At 64.4% G+C, this 24592-nt stretch carries 20 protein-coding genes; 15 read left to right on the top strand and 5 right to left on the bottom strand.

Annotation, left to right across the window (positions count from 1 at the left end):
• Positions 1–302: 302 nt before the first annotated feature.
• The gene (locus tag GJ698_RS28930; protein WP_166454964.1) at positions 303–944 is read right to left on the bottom strand and encodes a hypothetical protein; all 642 of its coding nucleotides are present in this window, start codon (positions 942–944) and stop codon (positions 303–305) included.
• Between the two features lie 317 nt (positions 945–1261).
• On the opposite strand from GJ698_RS28930, the gene GJ698_RS28925 reads away from it, so the two are divergent.
• The 8 genes from GJ698_RS28925 to GJ698_RS28890 all read left to right on the top strand — a co-directional run bounded on the left by GJ698_RS28925 (position 1262) and on the right by GJ698_RS28890 (position 13806).
• Entirely contained in the window at positions 1262–2722 is a 1461-nt protein-coding gene (locus GJ698_RS28925) for a glycoside hydrolase family 30 protein (RefSeq protein ID WP_154361316.1), read from the top strand.
• A gap of 35 nt (positions 2723–2757) precedes the next feature.
• Entirely contained in the window at positions 2758–5457 is a 2700-nt protein-coding gene (locus GJ698_RS28920; RefSeq protein ID WP_229260211.1) for a TonB-dependent receptor, read from the top strand.
• Positions 5458–5554: 97 nt separating this feature from the next.
• Complete coding sequence (locus GJ698_RS28915; protein ID WP_154361314.1) at positions 5555–7720, top strand: ATP-binding protein; 2166 nt, start codon at positions 5555–5557, stop codon at positions 7718–7720.
• A gap of 100 nt (positions 7721–7820) precedes the next feature.
• Positions 7821–9230: an ATP-binding protein gene (locus GJ698_RS28910; RefSeq protein WP_154361313.1), complete on the top strand. Its 1410-nt coding sequence runs from the start codon at positions 7821–7823 to the stop codon at positions 9228–9230.
• Positions 9227–9916 (top strand): response regulator, encoded by a 690-nt coding sequence (locus tag GJ698_RS28905; protein WP_154361312.1) that lies wholly within the window; start codon positions 9227–9229, stop codon positions 9914–9916. Before GJ698_RS28910 ends, GJ698_RS28905 begins: the two co-directional genes overlap by 4 nt.
• A gap of 22 nt (positions 9917–9938) precedes the next feature.
• Entirely contained in the window at positions 9939–10667 is a 729-nt protein-coding gene (locus tag GJ698_RS28900; protein WP_154361311.1) for a gluconate 2-dehydrogenase subunit 3 family protein, read from the top strand.
• A gap of 4 nt (positions 10668–10671) precedes the next feature.
• Positions 10672–12447: a GMC family oxidoreductase gene (locus GJ698_RS28895; RefSeq protein WP_154361310.1), complete on the top strand. Its 1776-nt coding sequence runs from the start codon at positions 10672–10674 to the stop codon at positions 12445–12447.
• 12 nt (positions 12448–12459) lie between these two features.
• On the top strand, positions 12460–13806 hold the full coding sequence (locus GJ698_RS28890; protein ID WP_154361309.1) for a cytochrome c: 1347 nt from the start codon (positions 12460–12462) through the stop codon (positions 13804–13806).
• Here the strand turns inward: GJ698_RS28890 and GJ698_RS28885 are convergent.
• Positions 13803–14705, bottom strand: a complete 903-nt coding sequence (locus tag GJ698_RS28885; protein WP_154361308.1) for a LysR family transcriptional regulator — start codon at positions 14703–14705, stop codon at positions 13803–13805. The two genes, GJ698_RS28890 and GJ698_RS28885, sit on opposite strands and share 4 nt — an antisense overlap.
• 101 nt (positions 14706–14806) lie before the next feature.
• Here GJ698_RS28885 and GJ698_RS28880 point away from each other — a divergent pair, with 101 nt between their 5' ends.
• The 7 genes from GJ698_RS28880 (at position 14807) to GJ698_RS28850 (ending at position 22471) form a co-directional block, all read left to right on the top strand.
• Positions 14807–15589 carry a TauD/TfdA dioxygenase family protein gene (locus GJ698_RS28880; RefSeq protein ID WP_166454963.1) on the top strand — a complete coding sequence of 261 codons (783 nt, stop codon included), beginning with the start codon at positions 14807–14809 and terminating at the stop codon, positions 15587–15589.
• Between the two features lie 75 nt (positions 15590–15664).
• Entirely contained in the window at positions 15665–15901 is a 237-nt protein-coding gene (locus tag GJ698_RS28875) for a hypothetical protein (RefSeq protein WP_154361306.1), read from the top strand.
• A 19-nt stretch (positions 15902–15920) separates the two neighbouring features.
• The gene (locus tag GJ698_RS28870; RefSeq protein WP_154361305.1) at positions 15921–16241 is read left to right on the top strand and encodes a hypothetical protein; all 321 of its coding nucleotides are present in this window, start codon (positions 15921–15923) and stop codon (positions 16239–16241) included.
• A gap of 109 nt (positions 16242–16350) precedes the next feature.
• Complete coding sequence (locus GJ698_RS28865; RefSeq protein ID WP_154361304.1) at positions 16351–19851, top strand: response regulator; 3501 nt, start codon at positions 16351–16353, stop codon at positions 19849–19851.
• 18 nt (positions 19852–19869) lie between these two features.
• Positions 19870–20688: a CheR family methyltransferase gene (locus GJ698_RS28860; protein WP_154361303.1), complete on the top strand. Its 819-nt coding sequence runs from the start codon at positions 19870–19872 to the stop codon at positions 20686–20688.
• 2 nt (positions 20689–20690) lie between these two features.
• Complete coding sequence (locus tag GJ698_RS28855) at positions 20691–21293, top strand: chemotaxis protein CheB (protein WP_154361302.1); 603 nt, start codon at positions 20691–20693, stop codon at positions 21291–21293.
• The gene (locus tag GJ698_RS28850) at positions 21293–22471 is read left to right on the top strand and encodes a hybrid sensor histidine kinase/response regulator (RefSeq protein ID WP_154361301.1); all 1179 of its coding nucleotides are present in this window, start codon (positions 21293–21295) and stop codon (positions 22469–22471) included. Before GJ698_RS28855 ends, GJ698_RS28850 begins: the two co-directional genes overlap by 1 nt.
• 147 nt (positions 22472–22618) lie before the next feature.
• On the opposite strand, the gene GJ698_RS28845 is transcribed toward GJ698_RS28850, so the two are convergent.
• From GJ698_RS28845 to GJ698_RS28835, 3 genes are all read right to left on the bottom strand, one after another.
• Complete coding sequence (locus tag GJ698_RS28845) at positions 22619–23005, bottom strand: EF-hand domain-containing protein (RefSeq protein ID WP_154361300.1); 387 nt, start codon at positions 23003–23005, stop codon at positions 22619–22621.
• 134 nt (positions 23006–23139) lie between these two features.
• The gene (locus tag GJ698_RS28840) at positions 23140–23610 is read right to left on the bottom strand and encodes a nucleoside deaminase (RefSeq protein ID WP_154361299.1); all 471 of its coding nucleotides are present in this window, start codon (positions 23608–23610) and stop codon (positions 23140–23142) included.
• Positions 23607–24590, bottom strand: coding sequence for an aromatic ring-hydroxylating dioxygenase subunit alpha (locus GJ698_RS28835; protein WP_154361298.1), 984 nt, complete (start codon positions 24588–24590; stop codon positions 23607–23609). The genes GJ698_RS28840 and GJ698_RS28835 overlap by 4 nt, the downstream gene beginning before the upstream one ends.
• Positions 24591–24592 lie beyond the last annotated feature (2 nt).

Raw genomic sequence — 24592 nt, 5'->3', positions numbered from 1 at the left:
CTTAAAACAGCTTCACGAGGACCTATCCGAATTGGGATTTAAGGGATCTTACGATCGCGTGGCGGCATTCGCCAGGCAATGGAGGGAGGGTCAAACGGAGTGGGGCAATTCGGCGCGCAAACGAACACCGTGCCAAATCCAGTCGTTGTAATGTGCCACCGCAGCATTCATGATTTCGTCCGCCGCGGGTGGAATGCCGCCGAAAAGCCTGAATTCGCTGTTTTCGCCGTGTTTTTTGCCCAGAAATTTCCTACAGCTTTTTGATGTGAGTCAAAAATGCCTGTAATTGTTTCCGGGCTTTATTAGCGATATTTGTGCGCAAACGATGGCGCAATGTCGGCGTGGAGCACGCGGTCGCGGAATTCATAGATCAAGGGATGGAATATATCCCCGAGCAATTCCGTCCAGCGGATCGGATAGGCCGAAACGGTTCCGTCGGTAAAACTGACGCCGAGCTGGTCCTGCGGATGGCGTGCCGGATTGCGTTTCAAATCTTCCAGTTTGCTGTCGAGCAGGGCATGGGTACGGGTGATCCAGGCCTGTGTCAGCGGCGTATTTTTTCTGAAGATGAATGCGCACAGGCCGATCAGATCGGCGTAATTCGCGCGCAGTACTTCCTCAAGTTGCCCGCCTACTTTGGCCACGCCCTGTGGACCGACCTCCGTATAGCCCAGGCACCATTTGTCGCTGTTCTGAAGCGCTTCAAAAAATGGCGTCCAGTTTTTTGTGGTGAACTTGATGTCGGTATAACCGCCGCCGAAGTGATGCATCATGTAGACGCGCAGATAGTCCGCCTTGTGCGTATCGCTCAGGTAGGGGAAGGCCGGGTGGAAGGGCGCGTCCGGCAATTCCCATTCCGGGTAATGGCTGTTGGTCAGGTAGACGAACGGGCAGTGGACGTTATTGAAAATGGTGAACAGCGACGAAATGCGGTCACCGGACATGGCGTTATTGCCAGCCCATACGCAAAACACGATGTTGGAAGAAAGACAGTCTGACTTGATCATGACGGGTATGTGAAAAAATGTTTTAACGTGTACTCAAAGCATAGCAGTGTCAGATGCACTTTCGTGAAAATTCGCCTTGCGCCCAGGCGTGACGTGGCGCGTACACATTCAGCCACAGCCGTTGTGTACGCGTTGACATCAAAGATCGGCCGGTGCTATAGTTTTTTCAACGAGTGGAAACGATTCCACTTATTTCATAAATAAACAAACGGAGACAGACGGACCACGATCCGCCTGCGCGAGGAGACACCACCATGACTGCAAGCCCTGCTTTGCCGGGCGATGGACAACTGCGCCCATCGTCTTTGAAATCCCTCTCTCAACTGCTGCTGTTCTGCGTGCTCGGCGCAGCGGCGTACACCTCAACGCAGGCGCAAACCGTGCAGGCCTGGGTCACCACCGGCGACCAGACGCAGCTGCTGGCGCGCAACGCCGACGCCAGCTTTCACGCCGGCGCCAAGGCCGCCACCATCATCGAAGTCGATCCGCGCCAGCGCTTCCAGGAGATGACCGGCTTCGGCGCCGCCATCACCGACGCCTCGGCCTGGCTGATCCAGAACAAGCTGGACCCGCAACAGCGCAGCGCCCTGTTGAACGAGCTGTTCGGCAAGGCGCCCGGCCTCGGTTTCAGCTTCACGCGCCTGACCATCGGCGCCTCCGACTTTTCGCGCCAGCACTACAGCTTCGACGACATGCCGCCCGGCCAGAGCGATCCGCAGCTGCAGCACTTTTCCATCGACGCCAACCGCGCCGACGTGCTGCCGGTGACCAAGGCCGCGCTGGCCATCAATCCGACCCTGCGCGTGATGGTCTCGCCATGGAGCGCGCCGGGCTGGATGAAATCCACCGACAGCCTGATCCAGGGCACGCTGAAGCCGGAAGCCTACGCGCCGTTCGCCCACTACCTGTCGCGCTACATCGGCGCCTACGAAAAGGAAGGCGTGCCGATCTACGCGCTGACCCTGCAGAACGAACCGCACTTCGAGCCCAAGGACTATCCCGGCATGCGCGTCACGCCGGCCCAGCGCGCGGCCTTCATCGGCGGCCACCTCGGTCCGCTGCTGGCGCAGGAACATCCGCACACCAAGATCCTCGACTGGGACCACAACTGGGATGAGCCGTGGTCGCCTGCCGATGTGCTGAAAGATCCGGCCGCCAGCAAGTACGTGACGGGCGTGGCCTGGCACTGCTACGGCGGCGACGTGCGCGTGCAGTCCGCGCTGCACGACCGCTGGCCGGACAAGGAAACCTATTTCACCGAATGCTCGGGCGGCAAGTGGGCGCCGGTGTGGTCGGACAATCTGCAGCACTTCGCCCGCACGCTGGTGATCGGCACCACGCGCGGCTGGGCCAAGGGCGTGCTGTTGTGGAACCTGGCGCTGGACGAGAACGACGGTCCGCACCTGGGCGGCTGCAAGGATTGCCGCGGCGTGGTCACCATCGACAGCCGCGACGGCAAGATCACCCGCAACGAGGAGTACTACGCGCTGGCCCACGCCAGCCGCTTCGTGCGCCAGGGCGCGCGCCGCATCGCTTCCACCAGCGGTTACGACCAGCTCGACACCGTGGCCTTCCGCAATGCCGACGATGGTTCGCTGGCGCTGCTGGTGGTGAATTCGGCCAAGGCGCCGCGCCGCTTCGCGGTGCGCGTCGGCCAGCGCAGTTTCGATTACGTTTTGCCGGCTACCAGTGTGGCCACCTTCACCTGGAAATAAAACTATAAAGAGAGAGATGAGACATGAAAACCAAGATGAAACCAATCGCTGCCGCCTGTGCCGCGCTGGCGTTCGCCGCCAGTCCGGCCACCGCGCAACAGCAGGCCGCCGCGCCGCAGGCAGATAAAGCCGATGACGCGCCGGTGCAGGAAGTGGTGGTCACCGGTATCCGCCGCAGCATCGAAACCTCGATGGCCATCAAGCGCGACGCCGACGCCATCGTCGAAGCCGTTACCGCCGAGGACATCGGCAAGCTGCCGGATGTGTCGATCGCCGAATCGATCGCCCGCCTGGCCGGCCTGACCGCGCAGCGCGTGGAAGGCCGCGCCCAGGTGATCTCGATCCGCGGCCTGGCGCCGGACTTTTCCACCACGCTGCTCAACGGCCGCGAGCAAGTCTCCACCAGCAACAACCGCGGCGCCGAATACGACCAGTATCCGTCCGAGCTGATCAACGGCGTCACGGTCTACAAGACGCCGGATGCGGCGCTGGTATCGGGCGGCCTGTCCGGCACGGTGGATTTGCAGACCGTGCGTCCGCTCGACATCCGCCAGCGCACCTTTGTGCTGAACGCGCGCGGCGAGCACAATTCCAACGGCAAGCTCAACTCCAACACCTCGGCCAACGGCAACCGCTTGAGCGCCTCGTATGTGGACCAGTTCCTCAACAACACGCTGGGCATCGCGGTCGGCTACGCGCACCTGGATTCGCCGGGCCAGCAGCAGGAATACAAATCGTGGTGGTGGGGCACGAATAAAAACCTGCCGGCCGACATGCAGAACGTGATCACGCTGAACGGCGCCGAAGTCACCGCCTCGTCGCGCGAGCAGAAGCGTGACGGCCTGATGGCGGTGGTCGAATACCGTCCGTCGAAGGAATTCCGCACCACGCTGGACATGTACTACTCCGAGTTCAAGCAGAACACCACCATGCGCGGCCTGATGTGGAACTCGAACCAGGACAATCCGATCCGCTACCTGAATCCGCAGGTGGAAAACATCGGCGGCACCCGCCTGCTGGTGGGCGGCGTGCTAACCAACCTGGAACCGATCGTGCGCAACGACTACAACCAGCGCAAGGACCAGCTGGGCGCGCTGGGCTGGAACAACACCTTCAAGAAAGACGGCTGGACCCTGGTCGGCGACCTGTCGTACTCCAACGCCAAGCGGCGCGAGGAGGTGCTGGAAACCTATGCCGGCCTCGGCCGCGCTGGCTCGGGCGTCACCGACAACAACTTCCAGTTCAAGATTCCGACCGGCAGCGGCTTGCCGACCTTCACGCCGAGCATCAACTTCGCCGATCCGAACATCATCAAGCTGACCGACGTCGGCGGCTGGGGCAAGGATGCGGACATGCACCACCCGGTGGTCGAAGATACGCTGAGTTCGGCCAAGGTTTCGGCCAAGAAGGAGCTGGCCGGCATCTTCCGCAGCCTGGAAGGCGGCCTCAACTACAGCAAGCGCGAGAAGACCCACGCCGACACCAACAACTACTGGTTCCTGAAGAACGGCCGCGCGCCGGCCACGGTGTCGTCCGACCTGCTGCAACCGTCAACCTCGCTATCCTTCGCCGGCATTCCGTCGGTGATGAGTTATGACGTGCTGGGCGTGCTGAACAAGTACTACGACAAGCAGCCGGCCCGTCCGGACGACCAGGCCTTGCAGGACTGGGGCGTGACCGAGAAGATCGCCACCGCCTACGCCAAGCTCGGCATCGACGCCGACCTCGGTCCGATTCCGGTGCGCGGCAACCTCGGCCTGCAAGCGGTCAACGTCGACCAGCAATCGCGCGGCGCCACCGTCAATTCCGGCGTGCTGGGCACCATCACTGGCGGCAAGCGCTATACCGACTGGCTGCCGAGCCTGAACCTGAATTTCGACCTCGACAAATACCTGTCCACCACCAACCTGCGCCTGGGCGCGGCCAAGACCGTGGCGCGGCCGCAGATGTCGGACATGCGCGCCGGCGTTTCCGGCGGCGTCGACCAGAGCACCCGCATGTGGAACGGCAGCGGCGGCAATCCGGACCTGGAACCGTGGCGCGCCAACTCGTATGACCTGTCGGTGGAGAAGTACATCGGCAAGCGCAGCTACATCGCCGGCGCGCTGTGGTACAAGAAGCTGCAAAGCTATATCTACAACCAGCAGACCGCGTTCAGCTTCGCCGGTTTCCCGAATCCGGGCACGGTGATCCCGATCCAGGACATCGGCACGCTGAACCGTCCGGCCAACGGCACCGGCGGCCAGGTCAAGGGTGTCGAGCTGTCCGGCGCGCTGGATGCCGGCCTGCTGTGGGATCCGCTGGACGGCTTCGGCGTGACCGGCAGCATGTCCGGCACCGAAAGCTCGATCCATCCGAACGGTCCTGGCACCAAGGAGAAGCTGCCGGGCCTGTCCGGCGTGGTGTCCAACTTCACCGTGTATTACGAGAAGAACGGTTATTCGGCGCGCGCCAGCCGCCGCTACCGTTCGGCGTACCGCGGCGAGGTCACCGGCCTGTTCGCGCAGCGCGCCTTCAGCGAGATCCTGGCCGAACGCCAGATCGACCTGCAGCTGGGCTATGCGATCGAGGAGGGCACGTACAAGGGCCTGTCGTTCCTGTTCCAGGTGAACAACCTGAACAACTCGCCGTACCAGACGCGCCAGGGCGATCCGTTCTCCGGCGGCTCGTACGCGCCGGAGCGCTACACCACCTATGGCCGCCAGCTGCTGTTGGGGCTGAACTACAGGCTGTAAGTACGCTAGCGAACATAGGCGGCAGTCGTGCTGCCTATGGCGGTGGGGGGATGTTAGAATTCCAGCTTCTCCCCTCTCGAAAAAGCGACTTCGCCCGATGCAAGCGACCGATCCCGTCACGCTGGACAATTGTGCGGATGAGCCTATTCACATCCCCGGCAGCATCCAGCCGCACGGAGCGCTGCTGGCGTTCGACCTGGCCGGCGCCTTGCTGGCCTGGAGCGACAACGCGCCGCAATTGCTGGGCCTGGCGCCGGCGCTGCATATGCCGCTGGACGCGTTGCCGCTGCCGCCGGAAGTGCATGAAGTCGCCGCCGAGTGCCGCGACAGCATCGAGGACGGCGAGGCGCCGGCTTCCGCGCTGGAGGTCGCCATCGGCGGCTTGCAGTTCGACTGCATCGTCCATGCCTACCAGTCGCGGCTGATCATCGAATTCGAATTGCGCGAGACGCCAAGCGACGCCGTCGCCGCCTTCGCGCTGAAGGCGCACGCCGCCATCGACCGCCTGAAGCGGCAGAAATCCATCGACGCGCTGCTGCAACTGGCCACCGAACAGGTGCGCGCCATCACCGGCTTCGACCGCGTGATGGGCTACCGCTTCCACCAGGACGACAGCGGCGACGTCACCGCCGAGTCGCGCCGCGACGACCTGGAGCCCTACCTGGGCCGCCGCTATCCGGCCAGCGACATTCCGGCGCAGGCGCGCCGGCTGTACATCATCAACACCTTGCGGCTGATCGCCGACGTCGGCTACACGCCGGCGCCGCTGCGCGGCCGCGCCGGCGATGCGCCGCTGGACCTGAGCCACAGCGTGCTGCGCAGCGTCTCGCCGATCCACATCGAATATTTGCAGAACATGGGCGTGGGCGCGTCGATGAGCGTGTCCATCGTGGTCAACGGCCGCCTGTGGGGCCTGCTGGCCTGCCACCACATGGCGCCGTTGCAGGTGCCGTATTCGATCCGCATGGCGGCCGACGTGATGGCGCAGGTGATCGCTTCGCTGGTGCAGTCGATCGAAGCGCGCGAGCGCAGCAAGCTGGTCGAGCAGTCGGCCGAGGTGCGCACCCGCGTCATGGAAACCCTGCTGCACCACGACGAACCGGCGCGCGCGCTGCTGCAACATGCGCCATCGCTGTGCGAGTCGCTGCAGGTGGAAGCGCTGGTGGTCACGCAGTACGGCAAGATCATGGTGCATGGCGATATCGACGCCGCGCTGGCCGCGCGCATGGTGGCCTCGCTGCCCGAAGGCGAGGGGGGCAACGACCTGGTCGAGCGCATCGCCGTCACCGACTGGCCGCAGGAGATCCAGGCGGCGCTGGCGCCGTGGGCCGGCCTGCTGGCGCTGCGCTTCGACCCGGCCACCTCGGGTTGGCTGCTGGGCCTGCGCCGCGAGCAGATCCACACCATTCGCTGGGCCGGCCGTCCGGAAAAAGTGGTGGTGGCCGGTCCGCTGGGTCCGCGCCTGACGCCGCGCGGTTCCTTCGACGAGTGGCGCGAGATGGTGCGCGGCCGCGCCGTGCCGTGGGATGCGACCGAAAAGCTGGCCGCCACCCAGCTGCTGGGCGAGATGCACCGCGCCAGCGTCGCCAAGCACATCGAGACCGACCGCGCCCGCGCGCAGCTGCTGGCGATGCTGGGCCACGACCTGCGCGGCCCGCTGCATTCGATCAATATGGCGGCAACCGTGCTGCAACATGGCGGCGCCGCCAGCACCATGAGCAGCCGCATCCAGGCCTCCAGCACGCGCATGGAACGCCTGATCAGCCAGGTGCTGGACATGAGCCGCATCAACGGCGGCCTGAGCCTGGGCCTGACGCGCAGCGAAGTCGACCTGGTCGTGCTGCTGCAGGACTTGCTGGATGAGGCGCGCCTGTCGCACGCCGACCTGCGCATCGAAACCAGCCTGCCGCCGACGCTGCTGGCGCAGGTGGATGGCGACCGCATGGTGCAGGTGGTGAGCAACCTGGTCAGCAACGCCCGCCACCACGGCACGCATGGCGAGCCGATCCACGTGCTGCTGTCCGACCAGGGCGACAAGGTGCTGCTGGAAGTGCGCAACGTGGCGCCGGAAATTCCAGCCGAGCTGGTGCCGATGCTGTACAGCCCGCTCAAGCATGCGTCGGTCGGCAATGTGCGCAATCGCGGCGGCCTCGGCCTCGGCTTGCATATCGCCCAGGAGATCGTCCAGCAGCACGGCGGCGAGATCGCTTACCGCTACGAATCGCCACAAGTTGTCTTCGCTGTAACGTTGCCGCGTACCTGAAGCTATACACTTCCACAACAATGTGGAGTTTCTGTGAAGAATTACGGCAGTTTCAAAGGAGACGCTTGAAGCGCCTCCCGCATCGTGGCTAAATGGCCTGATGGTCAAGATCGGTATCACTGCCCGGCTGTTTCTTTCACTGCTGATCGTCAGCATGCTGACGGCGGTCGGTGTCGGCCTCGGCACGCGCTGGAGTTTCAAGCGCGGCTTCCAGGGTTATCTGAACGAAGTGGAAGCGCGCCGCATGGAGGCGATGGCGTTCGAGTTCTCGCGCGCCTACCAGGAGCACGGCAACTGGGACTTCATCCGCAACAACCGCGAAGCCTGGGAGCGTTACACGGGCGCCATCGGCCGCGAACGCGCCACCTCGCCGCGCCCCGGCGGCGACTCCATCTACTACGCTGTCCCGGACAAAGCGCCGCGCCGCCTCGGCCTGTACGACCAGCAGGGCAATCACCTGGCCGGCAACCTGCAAACCGGCGACGACCTGCGTTACCAGCCGGTGCTGGTGGATGGGAAAATGGTCGGCACGCTGGCCGGCGCGCCGCTGCGCGGCTTGCAGGAAGAAGCCGAACTCACCTTCCAGGCGCAGCAGCAGCGCGACAGCCTGTTCATCGGCCTCGGCACGCTGGTGCTGGCGGCCCTGGCGGCGATGCTGCTGGCGCGCAGCTTCGTGGCGCCGACGCGGCGCCTGATCGCCGCCGCTTTCAAGGTGGCGGCCGGCGACTACGGCGTGCGCGTGCCGCACGCGCAGCGCGATGAGCTGGGCACGCTGGCGCGCAACTTCAACATCATGGTCGCCACGCTGGAAAGCAACGAGGCGCTGCGCCGCCACTTCATGGCCGACATTTCGCACGAGCTGCGCACGCCGCTGTCGGTGCTGCAGGCGCAGCTGGAGGCGATGGAAGACGGCATCGAACCGATCGACGCCAGCAGCCTGAAGGCGCTGATGGACGAGGTGGCGACGCTGACCCGGCTAGTGGACGACATGCGCCAGATCACGCTGTCCGAAGTGGGCGCCTTCGATTACCGCCGCGAGCCGCTGGATCTGGCGGCGCTGCTGCACAGCGAAATCCAGAAATGGGGCGAGCCGCTGGCGCAGGCCGGCATGGAAATCGTCATCGACAGCCCGGCCGCGATGCCGGTGCAGGGCGACACCGTGCGCCTGCGCCAGCTGCTGCGCAACCTGTTCAACAACACGCTGCGCCATGCCGAAGGCGCGACCCAGCTGGCCATCAGCCTGCACGTGATGCGCAGCCAGGCGGTGCTGGTGCTGGCCGACAACGGCCCCGGCGTCAGCGACGCCGGCCTGCCGATGCTGTTCGAACGCTTCTGGCGCGGCGACCGCGCGCGCAGCCGTACCACCGGCGGCAGCGGCCTCGGGCTGGCGATCTGCCGCAGCATCGTCGAGGCGCACGGCGGCAGCATCAGCGCCATGCATACGCATACCGCCATGCCGCGCGGCCTGACCATCCGCATCACGCTGCCCTTGTCGGGAGAAGCCGCATGAACGTGCCGCACGCTCAGCATGTGCTGGTGGTCGAGGACGAACAGCGCCTGGCGCGCCTGCTGGTCAGCTATCTGCAGGCGGCCGGCTACCGCGCCAGCGCGCAGCACGACGGCCTGTCGGTGCAGGCCACGGTGGCGGCCGGCGACGTCGACCTGATCCTGCTGGACTGGATGTTGCCCGGCATGGATGGCCTGAGCCTGTGCCGCGCGCTGCGCGCCAACAGCGACATTCCCATCATCATGATGACGGCGCGCGCCCAGGAAGAAGACCGTCTCGACGGCCTGGACAGCGGCGCCGACGATTACATCTGCAAGCCCTTCAGCCCGCGCGAAGTGGTGGCCAGGGTGCGCGCGGTGCTGCGCCGTCGCCCGGCAGGCACGCCGACGCCGGGCTTGCAGATCGACGACCAGGGCATGCGTGCCTTTGTCCACGGCACGGAACTGGCGCTGACGCCGGTGGAATTCCGCCTGCTGAAACGATTGCGCGACGCACCCGGCAAGGCCTTGTCACGCGATGACTTGCGCACCTGGGTGTACGAGGACCGGCGCATCGTGCATGACCGCACGATCGATACGCATGTGAAGAACCTGCGCCGGAAACTGGAAGAAGCTGGCCTGGCCGAAGCGATTTCGGCTGTCTACGGGGTCGGCTATCGGTGGGAAGCACGCAGCGCGCAGCAACCCTGAAGTCAAACAGAGGAGAAAGAAAATGTCTGACGACACACAGTCGCCATCACGGCGCAATATTATCAAAAGCATGGTTTTCATCCCGATCGGCGCGGCGGCCACCACCGGCGTGGTGCGCGCACTGTCGCCGGCCACCGCCGCCGATGCCAACGCGCCCGAGGGCAAGCCGGACGCCTACACGCCGGCTTTCTTCAACCAGGTCGAGTGGAAGTTCCTCAATGCCGCCGTGGACCGTTTGATTCCGTACGACGAACACGGCCCCGGCGCCATCGAACTGGGCGTGCTGGAATTCCTCGACCGCCACATGCAGACGCCTTACGCCACCGGCGACATCTGGTATATGCAAGGCCCGTTCGTCAAGGCCGCGCCGGAGTTCGGCTACCAGGGCAAGCTGGGCCTGCGCGACATCATCCGCGTCGGCATCAAGAACGTCGACGGCTATTGCGCCTCGCAGTTCGGCGGCAAGGCGTTTGCCGACCTGGACCGCAAGCAGCAGGAGGAAATCCTCAAGGGCTGCGAAGGCGGCAAGCTCAAGCTGGAAGACATTTCGGCCAAGCTGTTCTTCACCAACCTGCTGAATGAAGTGCGCAACGGCTACTTCGCCGATCCCAAGCACGGCGGCAACAAGGGCATGGGCGCCTGGAAGATGATCGGCTATCCCGGCATGCGTGCCGACTATCTGGACTGGGTGGAAGTCCGCGACAAACCATATCCGATCGGCCCTGTCGATCTGGCTGGACGCAGAGGTTAACAAGATGAGTATCGTAAAAAACAAAGTAGACGCCGTCATTGTCGGCATGGGCTGGACCGGCGCCATCATGGCCAAGGAACTGACCGACGCCGGCCTGAGCGTGGTGTGCCTGGAACGCGGCCCGGACCGCGACACGCAGCCGGACTTCGCCTATCCGCGCGTGGTCGACGAGCTGGAAGGCTCGGTGCACCGCAAGTACCTACAATCGCTGTCGAAGGAGACGGTGACCATTCGCCACAATATGAACGACACGGCCGTGCCCTATCGCCAGATGGGTTCGTTCAAGCCGGGCACCGGTGTTGGCGGCGCCGGCAGCCACTGGTCCGGCTGCCATTTCCGCGCGCTGCCGGAAGACTTCAAGGTGCGTTCCAACGTGGAACAGCGCTACGGCAAGAAGTTCATCCCGGCCGGCATGACGATCCAGGATTTCCCGGTCACTTATGAGGATCTGGAACCGCATTTCGACCACTTCGAATACGTCTGCGGCACCTCCGGCAAGGCCGGCGTGTTGAACGGCAAGAAGATCGACGGCGGCAATCCGTTTGAAGGCTCGCGCTCGCGTGAATTCGCGCTGCCGCCGAACCCGAACTACCTCGGCGCCGAGATGTTCTACAAGGCCGCGCGCGAAATGGGCTACCACCCGTATCCGATTCCGGCATCGAACGCTTCCGGCCCGTATGTGAATCCCTACGGCTGCCAGATGGGACCGTGTAACTTTTGCGGCTTCTGCTCCGACTACGGTTGCCTGAACTACTCCAAGGCCAGCCCGAACGCCTGCATCATGCCGGTGCTGCGCGGCCGCAAGGGCTTCGAGCTGCGCACGCTGGCGCAGGTGCTGAAGGTCAACCTGACCGCCGACAAGAAGAAGGCCACCGGCGTTACCTACCTGGACGCGCAAGGCCGCGAGACCGAGCAGCCGGCCGACCTGGTGGTGCTGTGTGCGTTCTCGCTGTTCAATGTGCACCTGATGCTGTTGTCGGGCATCGGCGTACCGTATGACCCGGTCAGCAACACCGGCACCATCGGCCGCAACTACTCGTACCAGAACCTGAACCGCGTCTCGCTGTTCTTCGATGAGACCGTGCACGCCAACCAGTTCATGGGCATCGGCGGCGGCGGCACCACCATCGACGATTTGAACGGCAACCAGAACGACAGCACCAAGTCCGGCTTCATCGGCGGCGGCCTGGTCTGGGCGCGCCAGCCGGGCGGCGGTCCGGTGCGCGGCATCGCGACGGCGCCGGGCGTACCGAACTGGGGCAGCGGCTGGAAGAAGGGCGTCAAGGAAGCCTTCCGCCATTCCTTCTACTACGAGGTGCAGGGTTCGTGCATGTCCTACCAGGACGCCTACCTGAGCCTGGACCCGACCTACAAGGACGCCTTCGGCCGTCCGCTGCTGCGCATGACCTTCGACTGGCACGACAACGAGGTCAAGGCCTCGCAGTACCTGGTGGAGAAAGCCTCGGACATGTGCAAGGTGCTGGGTCCGAAAGCCATCAAGGGCGACGCCAAGAAGGACGGCGATCACTACAACGTGACGCAGTACCAGTCGACCCACACCTGCGGCGGCGCCATCATGGGCTCCGATCCGAAGACCTCGGCGCTGAACCGTTACCTGCAGTCGTGGGATGTATCCAACGTGTTTGCGCCGGGCGCCAACGCCTTCCCGCAGAACAACGGCTACAACCCGACCGGCATGGTCGGCGCGCTGACCTACTGGTGCGCCAAGGCGGTCCGCGAGCAGTACTTGAAAAACCCTGGCCCGCTGGTCCAGGCTTAAGGAGACGACGACATGAGCAATGTTAAAAAAGGAATCGCGGTCGTCGCGGCGGTAGCGGTGGTGGGCGTGGTGGGTGCATTCGCCTACGCCAGGCAAGCCACGGTTACCAGGGACATCGGACCGGGCGCGGAGAACCTGGCCACGCCGAGCGCACAACTGATCGAGAAGGGCCGCTACCTGGCCGTCGCCGCCGACTGCGTGGCCTGCCACACGGCGCCGAAAGGCCAGCCGTTCGCGGGCGGGCTGTCGATGGCGACGCCGATCGGGGCCATCCACAGCTCCAACATCACGCCGGACAAGGCGACCGGCATCGGCAACTACAGCCTGAACGACTTCGACCGCGCCGTGCGTCACGGTATCGCGCCGTCGGGCGACACGCTGTATCCGGCGATGCCGTATCCGTCCTACGCCAAGGTGACCGACGACGACATGCGCGCGCTGTATGCGTATTTCATGCATGGCGTGCAGCCGGTGTCGAAGCCCAACCTGGGGCATGACATCGCCTGGCCGCTGTCGATCAACTGGCCGCTGGCGATCTGGCGCAAGACGTATGCGCCGGCCGTTGAACCGCTGGTGCTGAGCAAGTACCAGAGCGACGCGCTGGCGCGCGGCGCCTACCTGGTGCAGGGCCTGGGCCATTGCGGCGCCTGCCACACGCCGCGCGCCTCGACCATGCAGGAGCTGGCGCAGGACGAGTCGAATCCGGCCTACCTGTCCGGCGGTCCGGTCATCGACGGCTGGCTGGCGGTGAACCTGCGCAGCAATCCGGCTGGTGGTTTGGGCCGTTGGACCGAGCAGGACATCATCGATACGCTGAGCAAGGCACGCAACGCGCATTCGGCGGTGATCGGCACGCCGATGGCCGATGTGGTCGCGCACAGCACGCAGGAGATGTCGCCGGAAGATCTGAAAGCCATCGCCGTCTACCTGAAGTCCCTGACGCCGGGGCCGGATGAGAAGGCGCGCTATGCGGTCAGCGATGTCACGGCCAAGGCCTTGAAGGCGGGGCACGACGACACGCGCGGCGCCCAGCTGTATCTGGATAACTGCGCGGCCTGTCACCGTTCGGACGCGACCTCCAACGCCAAGGTGTTCCCGGCGCTGGCGGGCAATCCGAGCGTGTTGTCGGACGATCCGACTTCGTTGATCCGCCTGGTGCTGGCGGGCAGTTCGCTGCCTTCCACCAAGGGTGCGCCATCGGCGCTGGGCATGCCGGGCTTTGCCTGGCGTCTGTCGGATGACGAAGCGGCGCAGCTGGTGACCTTCGTGCGCCAGAGCTGGGGCAACCAGGCGTCCGCCGCGGATGCCGGCCAGGTGGCGAAGATCCGCAAGCAGATCGGCGCCGAAGCGCAGCACTAGGTGTCGGCCAGCGACCCGGCCAACATATCGGTGAATACGCGTATCTTCGATGCGCCGCGCCGGTTGGCCGGGTACACCGCGTAGATGCCCACATCCATTTCGCCTGGATTGGCCTGGTACTCGTTCAATACGGGTACCAGCGCTCCCGCCTCCAGGTCTTCCCGTATCAACCAGCCCGGCAGCAGTGCCAGGCCGAGACCGCCCAGCGCGGCGTGGCGCAGCATTTCCGAATTATTGACGTGCAGGTTGCCGCGCACTTCCACTTCCGTGGCCAGGTCGCTGTTGCGCAGCCGCCAGCTTGAACGGCTGGCGCCGTAGGCGAACAACAGGCAGTTGTGCTGCCCCAGTTCGTCCGGCGTCTGCGGCGCGCCGTGGGCGGCCAGGTAGGTCGGGCTGGCGACGATGTGGCGCTGGTGGCCGGCCAGCTTGCGCGCGATCAGGTTGGGCTGCTGCTCCGGGTTGCCGATGCGGATGGCGACGTCGATCGCTTCATCGACCATATTGGTCAGCGCATCGCTAAGGCGCATGTCCAGTTCCAGCTTCGGGTAGCGGCGCGCCAGTTCCGGCAGCAGCGGGGCGATGTAGCGGATCGCCAGCGTGACCGGGGCGGCGATGCGCAGCACGCCGGCCGGTTCCGCATCGCGGCCGGAGGCGGCGTCGTCGGCTTCATCCAGCGAGGCGAGGATTTGCGTGGCGTGGTCGAAATAGCCGCGGCCGCTGTCGGTGAGGGTGATGCTGCGCGTCGAGCGGTTCAGCAGCGGCGCGCCGATGCGCTGTTCCAGCGCGTCCACCAGCCGCGTCACCGATGACGTGGCCACGCCAAGCTGGCGCGCGGCGGCGGAAAAGCCGCCGTTGCTGGCCACCAGGCAAAACGCTTTTAATTCGGCAAATCTGTCCATGTTTTGCGCCTTACGCAAAGGTGTGTGCGAATTTGCCCATATTATCAGCAGAACGCGGCGGGATTATAGTGATTTCATACTTAAATTGCTTTGGAGGTTGTATGAATATCACCCCGCTCCCTGTCGGTTTTGGCGCTGAAATCGACGGTTTCGATATGCGCGAGGCCGATGACGGCACGGCTGAGCAGCTGCGCGCCGCGCTGCTGCAATATGGCATGCTGGTGATACGCGGCCAGTCGTTCACGCCGCCGGAGCAGATCGCCGCCAGCAAGCTGTTCGGCAGCCTGGAGACTTTCCCCACCATGCGCGGGCAGTTGAACGGCTGGCCGGAGATCTTCCGCGTCGCCAGCCGGCCGGAGGATGGCCATGTCGAAGTCGGCCGCTACTGGCATTCGGACGGTTCGTTCCGCGAAGATCCGACGCCGATCAGCTTCTGGTATTCGGAAGTGCAGTCGGCGGAGGGCGGCGACACGCTGTTCACCGACCTGCAGCGGGCGTATGCCGAGTTGCAGCCGGAGATACAGCAGGAGTTTGCCGGCCTGACCACGGCGCACCGCAATGGCGTGGTGCATCCGCTGGTGCTGCGCCATCCGAAAACGGAGGTGCCGGCGCTGTACCTGAACATCGGCCTGACGGCGGGCGTGCTGGGCTACAGCCCCGACCATTCGCGCGCGCTGATGGAGGCGGTGGACCGCCACTACTCGCGCGACGGCGCCACCTACCGCCACCACTGGCTGCCGGGTGACGTGGTGGTGGCGGACAACCTGCACGTCGCTCACAAGGCAACGCCGATCACGCCGCAGACGCGCCGCATCCTCAACCGCACCACCATCCGCGCCGACGGCGTCATCTGGGCGGACGGCGAGCAGAAACAAGCCGCTTAGCGATCCAGCTCAAGCAGTGGCAACAGCGGAAACCTTAGTCTGTGGAGGTACCCAACACGTGATTAAGGTTTCTGCATGAGTTCATGCGAGCAGATATTAAGAAAAATTTGCGATCTGGAGGCACAACTAAAAAAGCGCGAGGCACAACTCGCGGAAGACCGCTATGATCTTTTCCATCGCGCCTATTCATCCAATCCTGGCGGCAGGATGGCGGGCAAAGGGACTTATTTGGGACACATCGATATGATTCGCTCCATGAAGCGAGGGCTTGAAAAATTGCGAGCCAAGGCAAAAGCGATGGGATGTTTATAAGTATACGGGAGGGCGAAAAATGTTGATCACTGATGAACTGGCGGACACCGCTTTAAAACGCCTTTCCAACGAAACGGGGATTTCCAGTCACTTGTTCAGGTACGAGATACAAGATGATTTCCAGCTGCTTTTCATTTCTGTCGCTGCCGACAATTTGACGAACGCGGAGCTGGACGCGGAGATGCCGCGTATTGCTGCGATATTGAAGGAATTGATGCCAGTCCGTGAAAATGACTACGCTTGGACGGTTGGTTTTCTGCGTGAAAGTGAAGTCGTAGAAAGTTGCTTTGGCGGAAATCTTGCAATTCCCGATTGGAACGGCGAACAGTTTGTAGAATAGGTTTGCATGAGAGGATATGTTATTTCCCTCACGCACAATTGAAATGTGGTCTGGAAAAGCTTGTGTTTGAGATAAACTCTTCGCTTCTCAAGCTATTCTGGCCCAGACCATGCCAAATTCTTCCATGCTGGACGACCGCGGGTTCCGTCGTATCCTTGTTCGCAATGTCACGCTGCCGCTGGCGGCTGGCGTCGTCAGTGCCGGCGTGTTCATCGTGCTGCTCGCCTATTTGATCACCACCATGAACTGGGTCGAGCACAGCGAACGCGTGATCGGCAACGCCAACCAGATCGGCAAGGAGATGGTCGACATGGAAACCGGCCTGCGCGGCTATCTGCTGGCCGGCGACGAGTCCTTCCTGCAACCCTACGTCCTGTCCAAGCCCCGGGTCGCGTCGAATATGACCAGCCTGATGAAACTGGTGGAAGACAACCCGGTCCAGGTCGACCGCCTGCGCACCATTCAATACCAGCAGCAGCAATGGGATGAGTACGCCAAGGAAATGATACGCCTGCGCGGCGCCAACGGCGACGTCACCGGCCCGGTCAAGACCGGCCGCGGCAAAACGCAGTTCGACGAAATCCGCCGCCTGCTGGACACCTTTGTCGCCGCCGAAGTGCGCATGCGCCAGGACCGCAACGACGAGGCGCGCTCCGTCACCACCTGGGTGGCGGTGATCTATCTGACCCTGACGCTGGGCGTCGGCGGCATCCTGGCCTGGTTTGGCCGCCGCGAGTTGACCGGCCTGTCGCGCGTCTACACCAAGGCGCTGGACGAACACGCCGAGCATGCCCAACTGCTGCAACAGCAAGCCTGGCTGCGCACCGGCCAGAGCGAGCTGGCGCAACAGGGCATCGGCCAGTTCGCGCTGCCGCAGCTGTCGGCGGCGCTGCTGCATTTCCTGGCCAGCTATATGGGCGTGGTGGTTGGCGCGCTGTACCAGCGCGGCGCCGACGGCAGCTTCCGCCGCATCGCCTCCTACGGCCTGAGCGCCGAATGGGAGCAGCGCGACCAGCAGCTGAAACCGGCCGAAAGCCTGGTGGCGCAAGCCGCGCTGGAACGCCGCGTGATCCGCCTCGACCAGGTGCCGGCCGGCTATCTGCAATTCAGTTCCGGCCTGGGTTCGGGCGAACCGGCCAGCGTGCTGCTGGCGCCGGTCGACAGCGACGGCGAAATCAACGGCGTGCTGGAACTGGGCCTGCTGCGTCCGATCACCGCGCGCGATGTCGATCTGCTGACGCTGGTGAAGGGCAATATCGGCAGCGCCATCGAAGCCAGCCTGTCGCGCCAGCGCCTGCAGGAAGTGCTGGCTGAAACCCAGCAGCTCAACGAAGAACTGCAAGTGCAGCAGGAAGAACTGCGCACCGCCAACGAGGAACTGGAAGAACAGTCGCGCGTGCTGGAAGAATCGCAGGCCAGCCTGGAAAACCAGAAAGCCGAACTGGAACAGACCAACGAACAGCTCAACGAGCAGGGCGTGGCGCTGGACCAGAAGAATGCCGAACTGCAAAAAGCCCAGCTGGACCTGGAAGAACGCGCCCGCGACCTGGAGCGCGCCAGCCAGTACAAATCGCAATTCCTGGCGAATATGTCGCACGAGCTGCGCACGCCGCTCAACAGCTCGCTGATCCTGGCCAAGCTGCTGTCGGAAAACGCGCTCGGCAACCTGAACGACGAGCAGGTGCGCTTCGCCAACACGATTTACTCGGCCGGCAACGACCTGCTGAACCTGATCAACGACATCCTCGACATCTCCAAGGTCGAAGCCGGCAAGCTGGACCTGGTGCCGGAAAACCTGTCGATCCGCCACGTGGCGGAAGGCATGGCGATGGTGTTCGAGCCGCTGGCGCAGCAGAAAAAGCTGGCGTTCCAGTTGCAAGTGGCCGAGGGCGTGGCCGAGCACATGGTCAGCGACCGCCAGCGCATGGAACAGATCCTGAAAAACCTGCTGTCGAACGCGCTCAAGTTCACCAGCAGCGGCCAGATCACCTTGTCGGTGCAGCCGGCCGCCAACGGCGCGGTGGCGTTCTCGGTGCAGGACACCGGCATCGGCATCCGCGCCGAAGACCAGCAGGCCATCTTCAACGCCTTCCAGCAGGCCGACGGCACCACCAGCCGCAAGTACGGCGGCACCGGACTGGGGCTGTCGATCTCGCGCGACCTGGCGCAGTTGCTGGGCGGCGCCATCAGCCTGGTCAGCGAACCGGGCAAGGGCAGCTGCTTCACGCTGACGCTGCCGATTGCCTGGACCTCGCCGGAGCCCGGCCCGCGTGCCGGCAGCTCGACCAGTCCGGCGCTGGTGGACACCGGCTTTGAGCTGGCGCCGCAGGTGGCCACGCCGGTCCCGGCGCCCGCACCGGCGCCATCGCTGCCGCGCGCCTTCGACGACGACCGCGACCTGGTGGCCGAAGCCGGCACGCCGCGCGGCCGCCTGGTGCTGGTGGTGGAGGATGACGCGCCGTTCGCCCGCATCCTGTACGACCTGGCGCACGAAAAACAATACCAGTGCCTGGTCGCCTTCGACGCCGACGAGGGGCTGGCGCTGGCACGCGAATTCAAGCCGGACGCGGTGCTGCTCGACATCCGCCTGCCGGACCGTTCTGGCTTGTCGGTGCTGCAATTGCTGAAGGACGACGCCCAGACCCGCCACATTCCGGTCCACGTGGTGTCCGGCACCGAGAACGGCGAAGCCGCGCTGCACCTGGGCGCGATCGGCTTCGCGCTGAAGCCGACCACGCGCGAGCAGCTGATGGAAGTGTTCCGCCGCATCGAAACCAAGCTGACGCAGAAAATCAAGCGCGTGCTGCTGGTGGAAGACGACGACCGTCAGCGCGACAGCGTGGTCCAGCTGATCTCGGACAACGACGTCGAAATCGTCGCGGTCGGCAGCGGCGAGGAAGCGCTGGCGCTGCTGCGCACCACCGTCTACGACTGCATGATCATCGACCTCAAGCTGCCTGACATGCAGGGCAACGAACTGCTGCAACGCATGGCGGGCGAATCGCTGGCGGCGTTCCCGCCGGTGATCGTCTACACCGGCCGCAATCTGTCGCGCGCCGAAGAGGCCGACCTGCACAAGTATTCGCGCTCGATCATCATCAAGGGCGCCCGTTCGCCGGAGCGCCTGCTGGATGAAGTGACGCTGTTCCTGCACAAGGTGGAAGCCGACCTGTCGAGCGAACGCCAGCGCATGCTGAAGACGGTGCGCTCGCGCGACCGCGTGTTCGAAGGCCGCCGCATCCTGCTGGTGGACGACGACGTGCGCAACATCTTCGCGCTGACCAGCGCGCTGGAACAGAAAGGCGCATTGGTGGAAGTGGGCCGCAACGGCTTCGAGGCGCTGGAGAAACTCGACACCGTGCCGGACATCGACCTGGTGCTGATGGACGTGATGATGCCGGGCATGGACGGCCTGGAAGCCACGCGCCGCCTGCGCGACGATCCGCGCTTCGCCCGCCTGCCGGTGATCGCCATTACCGCCAAGGCCATGAAGGACGACCAGGAGCAATGCCTGGCCGCCGGCGCCAGCGATTACCTGGCCAAGCCGATCGACCTGTCGCGCCTGTACTCGCTGCTGCGGGTGTGGATGCCGAACGGTGAGCGGAGCTGACCATGCAAAGGTTAACCTATGCACCATAGCGACACCGATATCGAGCTGAAAATGCTGGTGGAGGCCATCTACCTGAAATACAGCTACGACTTCCGCGACTACACCGGCGCCTCGCAAAAGCGCCGCGTGCTGCACGCGCTGAAGGAAATGGATTGCGACAGCATCTCGGCGCTGCAGGCGCGCGTCATCCACGAGCCGGCCGCGTTCAGCCAGCTGCTGCAATACCTGACGATACCGGTCACCTCGATGTTCCGCGATCCGACCTACTTTGCCGCGCTGCGCGAGCATGTGGTGCCGGTGCTGCGCACCTATCCGTCGCTGAAGATCTGGATCGCCGGCTGCAGCACCGGAGAGGAAGTGTATTCGATGGCCATCCTGCTCAAGGAAGAAGGCTTGCTGGAGCGCAGCATGATTTACGCCACCGACATCAATCCGCAGTCGCTGGAAAAGGCGCGCCAGGGCATGTTCCCGCTGGACGCGATGCGCGAGTACACGCAGAACTACCAGCAGGCCGGCGGCACCCGCAGTTTTTCCGATTACTACACGGCGGCCTACAACGCCGCGCTGTTCGACAAGTCGCTGTGCGAAAACGTCACCTTCGCCGACCACAGCCTGGCGACCGACTCGGTGTTTGCAGAGACCAATCTGATCAGCTGCCGCAACGTGATGATTTATTTTAAGAAGCGCCTGCAGGAACGCGCCTTCGGCCTGTTCCACGAGTCGCTGTGCCATCGCGGCTTCCTCGGCCTGGGCAGCAAGGAGAGCATCGACTTCTCCGCCTACGGACCGAGTTTCGAGCCGGTGATGAAGCGCGAACGGCTGTTCCGCAAACGTTGATCATGGACACTTCCACTATCCAGAAAGCATTGGCCGGGCGTTCGGTGGAGGCGGTGGTGATTGGCGCCTCGGCCGGCGGCGTCGGCGCGCTGCTGCACCTGCTGCCGGGACTGCCGGCCGATTACGGTTGCGCGGTGGTGGCGGTGCTGCACATACCGGACGGGCGCCAGAGCCACCTGGCCGGCGTCTTCCAGCAACGCATGAGCTTGCCTGTGCGCGAGGCGCGCGACAAGGAAGAGGTGGCGTCCGGTACGCTGTATTTCGCCGGTTCGGGCTACCATCTGTCGGTGGAACAGGACCGTTGCTTCTCCCTGAGTTGCGAGGCGCCGCTGCATTTTGCGCGGCCGGCGATCGATTATTTGATGACGTCGGCGGCCGACGCCTATGGCGCCGGCCTGGTCGGCATCCTGCTCACCGGCGCCAACCACGACGGCGCGGCCGGGCTGGCGGCGATCAGCGCGGCCGGCGGCCTGACCGTGGTGCAAGACCCGCACGAGGCCGAAGTGCCGACCATGCCGAAGGAAGCCATCCGCCTGCACGCGCCGGACCTGATTTTGCCGTTGGCTGAGATACACACCCTGTTGATGATGCTGGAGAATAAGTAATGCAAGACGCATCCCCCACCAAGCTGCTGATCGTTGACGATCTGCCGGAGAACCTGCAAGCGTTGAACGCCGTCATTCGCGGCGAGGGGCGCGAGATCTTCCAGGCCGGGTCCGGCGAGGAAGCGCTGGCGCTGCTGCTGCAGCATGACTTCGCGATGGCCATTCTCGACGTGCAGATGCCGGGCATGGACGGCTTCGAGCTGGCCGAGCTGATGCGCGGCACCGAGAAGACGCGGCAGATTCCGATCGTGTTCGTGACGGCGGCGGGCAAGGAACTGAATTACTCGTTCAAGGGCTACGAAGCGGGCGCGGTGGACGTGCTGTACAAGCCGCTCGATCCGCGCGCGGTGAAGGGCAAGGTGCAGGTGTTCGTGGCGCTGTACGAGGCGCGCGAAGCGATGCGGCGCCAGGTCGAGGCGCTGGAGGCGGCGCGCCAGCAGCAGGCGGCGACGCAGGCGCAGCTGGAGCGCGCGCTGGTGATGCGCGATGAATTCATGTCGATGGTGTCGCACGAGATGCGCACGCCGCTCAACACGCTGTATCTGGAAACCCAGTTGCGCAAGATGCAGCTGGAGCGCGGCAATATGGCGGCCTTCGGCGCCGAGCAGTTGCAGCGCATGGTGGCGCGCGACGACCGCCAGATCCAGAGCATCATCCGCCTGATCGACGACATGCTGGATGTGTCGCGCATCCGCAGCGGCAAGCTGTCGCTGCGGCCCGGCTGGGTGGAGTTGTCGGGCCTGCTGCGGCGCGTGGTGCATGATCTGACGCCGCAGGCCACCACCGCCGGCGCCACCCTGACGCTGGAGGCGGGCACGCCGGTGAGCGGCTGGTGGGACGAGTTCCGCATCGAGCAGATCGTGGTGAATCTGCTGACCAACGCCATGCGCTACGGTTGCCAGCAGCCGATCAGCGTGACGCTGACGGTGGAGCAGGACTGGGCACGCATCGATGTGCGCGATTGCGGTCCCGGCATCGCGCCGGAAAACCAGGCCAAGATTTTTGAGCCGTATGAGCGTGGCGTCGGCAGCGATGCGCCGGCGGGCCTGGGGCTGGGCCTGTACATCTCGCGCCAGCTGGCCGAAGTGCACGAAGGCAGCCTGACGCTGGAAAGCAAGCCGGGCGAGGGGTCGGTTTTCAGTCTGACGTTGCCGCGCCGCGACGCCCCACCCCAGTAACCCGGCAAAATGGGGTAGCGTTAGCTTGCACCGCTGCCGTGCGCGTCCGCAGTAGAGCTTGCGGCACCTGCGCAACCCGCACACCGCTGCGGCCAGGGTCAGACCCCGTACGGGGTCTGACCCTTTCGTTTGGGGGTACTAACGCGATTAACGGGAATTCGCCTCTTCACGGCGTTGAATCAGGTAGGCCTTGAGGTCGTCGAAGCTGACCGCACCGCGTTGCGCGGTATCGATATGGTCGAAGTTTTTATCCACCACGGTCAAGCCCGCGCGGCGTGCCTCGTCGCGGCTCAGCGTGCCGCTGCCATCCAGGTCGGCGGCTTCAAAGCGTTGTTTCAGCTTCTGCATCGGCTGATAGCGCAGCAGCGCCGTGCCATTCGAGGCTTCGCGCAAGGGCTTGCGCAGCGCCGGCGGCAGATACGGCTCTCCCGCCCGCATGGCGGACGGCGCGTCCGGCTGCGGCGCCTGTGCGCTGGCGTACGATGCGGCCGCGAGTCCCGCAGCGGTCAAGAGGGCGAATTGCAAAAGCTTCATGGTTGTCTCCCCGCATCTTCAATGATGCATGGCTAGGGAGCTACTGTGATCCGATTGCGCGAATTAATCAATCCAGTTTCATCGCTACTTACACCTCGTGTCGCCCGGAAACATCACTTAATCGCGGAACTTTGCTACTTTTGCCAGAAATTCGCGTGCGCCAGCCGCGCTTCGTCTTCGCGCACCGGTCCGATGACCTCGGTCGGGCGCTGGCCGGCCGCGAACACGGTGCGGCACGGCAGCGACAAGGTCGGGTTTTCGGGATCGCTGCCGGTCAGTTCCAGCAGGCTGGCTTCCGACATCGCGTACACCACACGGCCCACGCCGCTCCAGTAGGTGCCGCCGCTGCACATGGCGCATGGCTCGGCGTTGGCGTACAGCGTGGCGCCAGCCAGTTCGGCCGGACTGTAACGCTGCGAGGCCAGGCGCAGCGCATTCATCTCGGCGTGCGCGGTGCGGTCGCTGCTGGAAGCGTTCATCGCTTCCGAGATTACCGTGCCGTCGGCCGCCACCACCATGGCGGCGAACGGGTGATGGCCTTCGTCGCGCGAGCGCTGCGCCAGGGCCAGCACGCGGGTCAGGAAGGCGTCGTCTTGTGGGTTCATCGTAACACTCCGTAATGCAAATTCTGCTGCTTGAGATAACCGCGATAGGCCAGCGACATGCGGTCGCACGCCACCGACACTTCGGCGCCCGGCGTCAGCGGCAAACGCGCCGGATGCTGGCTTTCCAGAATCGGCTGGTCCTGCAGGAAGATGGTGTCCTGGAAGGCGCGCAGCGCGTCGTCGCTGGAAGTGAAGTCGTTCAGCGCCATGACGATCCACACGCGGGTGGTGGTTTCGGTCAGCGGCTGCAGCAGCAGCGCGATCGCTTCGCGGATGCTGCCCGGCGGATGCTTGGTGAGGATGGCCGTCAGCGGCCGCACCACGCGGTAGGTGTATTCGATGTCGCTGCCGCCGGTGGCGGCCTTGCTGGCCTGCGGCTGGAAGGCGTAGCACTGCCTGGCCCACACGCCGCTGCCGTATTCGGGATCGTCGAACGTTTCGACGGTGTAGTCGGGGATGACGGTCTGCTGTTTGTCGCCCAATATGCCTTCATGCACAAACGCGAAGTGCGCCATGTCGAGGAAGTTCTCGACGATGCGCGGACCGCTGCTGTGCACCTCGTAAGGACCGCACCAGACCTTGCGCAGCTGGTCGTCGGCGAATTCGGGAAACGCCGGCGGCCCCGCATGCGCGGGCGTGCCGAGGCACACCCACACCAGTCCATACTGCTCCCGCACGTGGTACACCGCCACCTGCGCCTTCAACGGCGCGTCAGGCAGCGCCGGGATGCGCGTGCAGCGGCCTTCCTTGCCGAAGCTCCAGCCGTGGTAAGGGCAGGTCAGCGTGTCGTCATGCAGCGTGCCCATGGAAAGCTGCGTGCCGCGATGCGGACAGCGGTCTTCCCATGCGTGCAGCACGCCGCCGCTGTCGCGCCACAGCACCACGCGCGTCTCCAGCAGATCGGCGGCCAGCATGGCGCCGGCTTCGATCCGGTTGGAGAGCGCGACCGGATGCCAGTCGTTCAGCAGGACCGGGTCCATGC

This window comes from Duganella aquatilis, assembly GCF_009674565.1.
GTDB classification, from domain to species: domain Bacteria; phylum Pseudomonadota; class Gammaproteobacteria; order Burkholderiales; family Burkholderiaceae_D; genus Rugamonas; species Rugamonas aquatilis.
The sequence above is the reverse complement of the archived record's forward strand: the minus strand, read 5'-3'. Positions and strand labels throughout refer to the sequence as shown.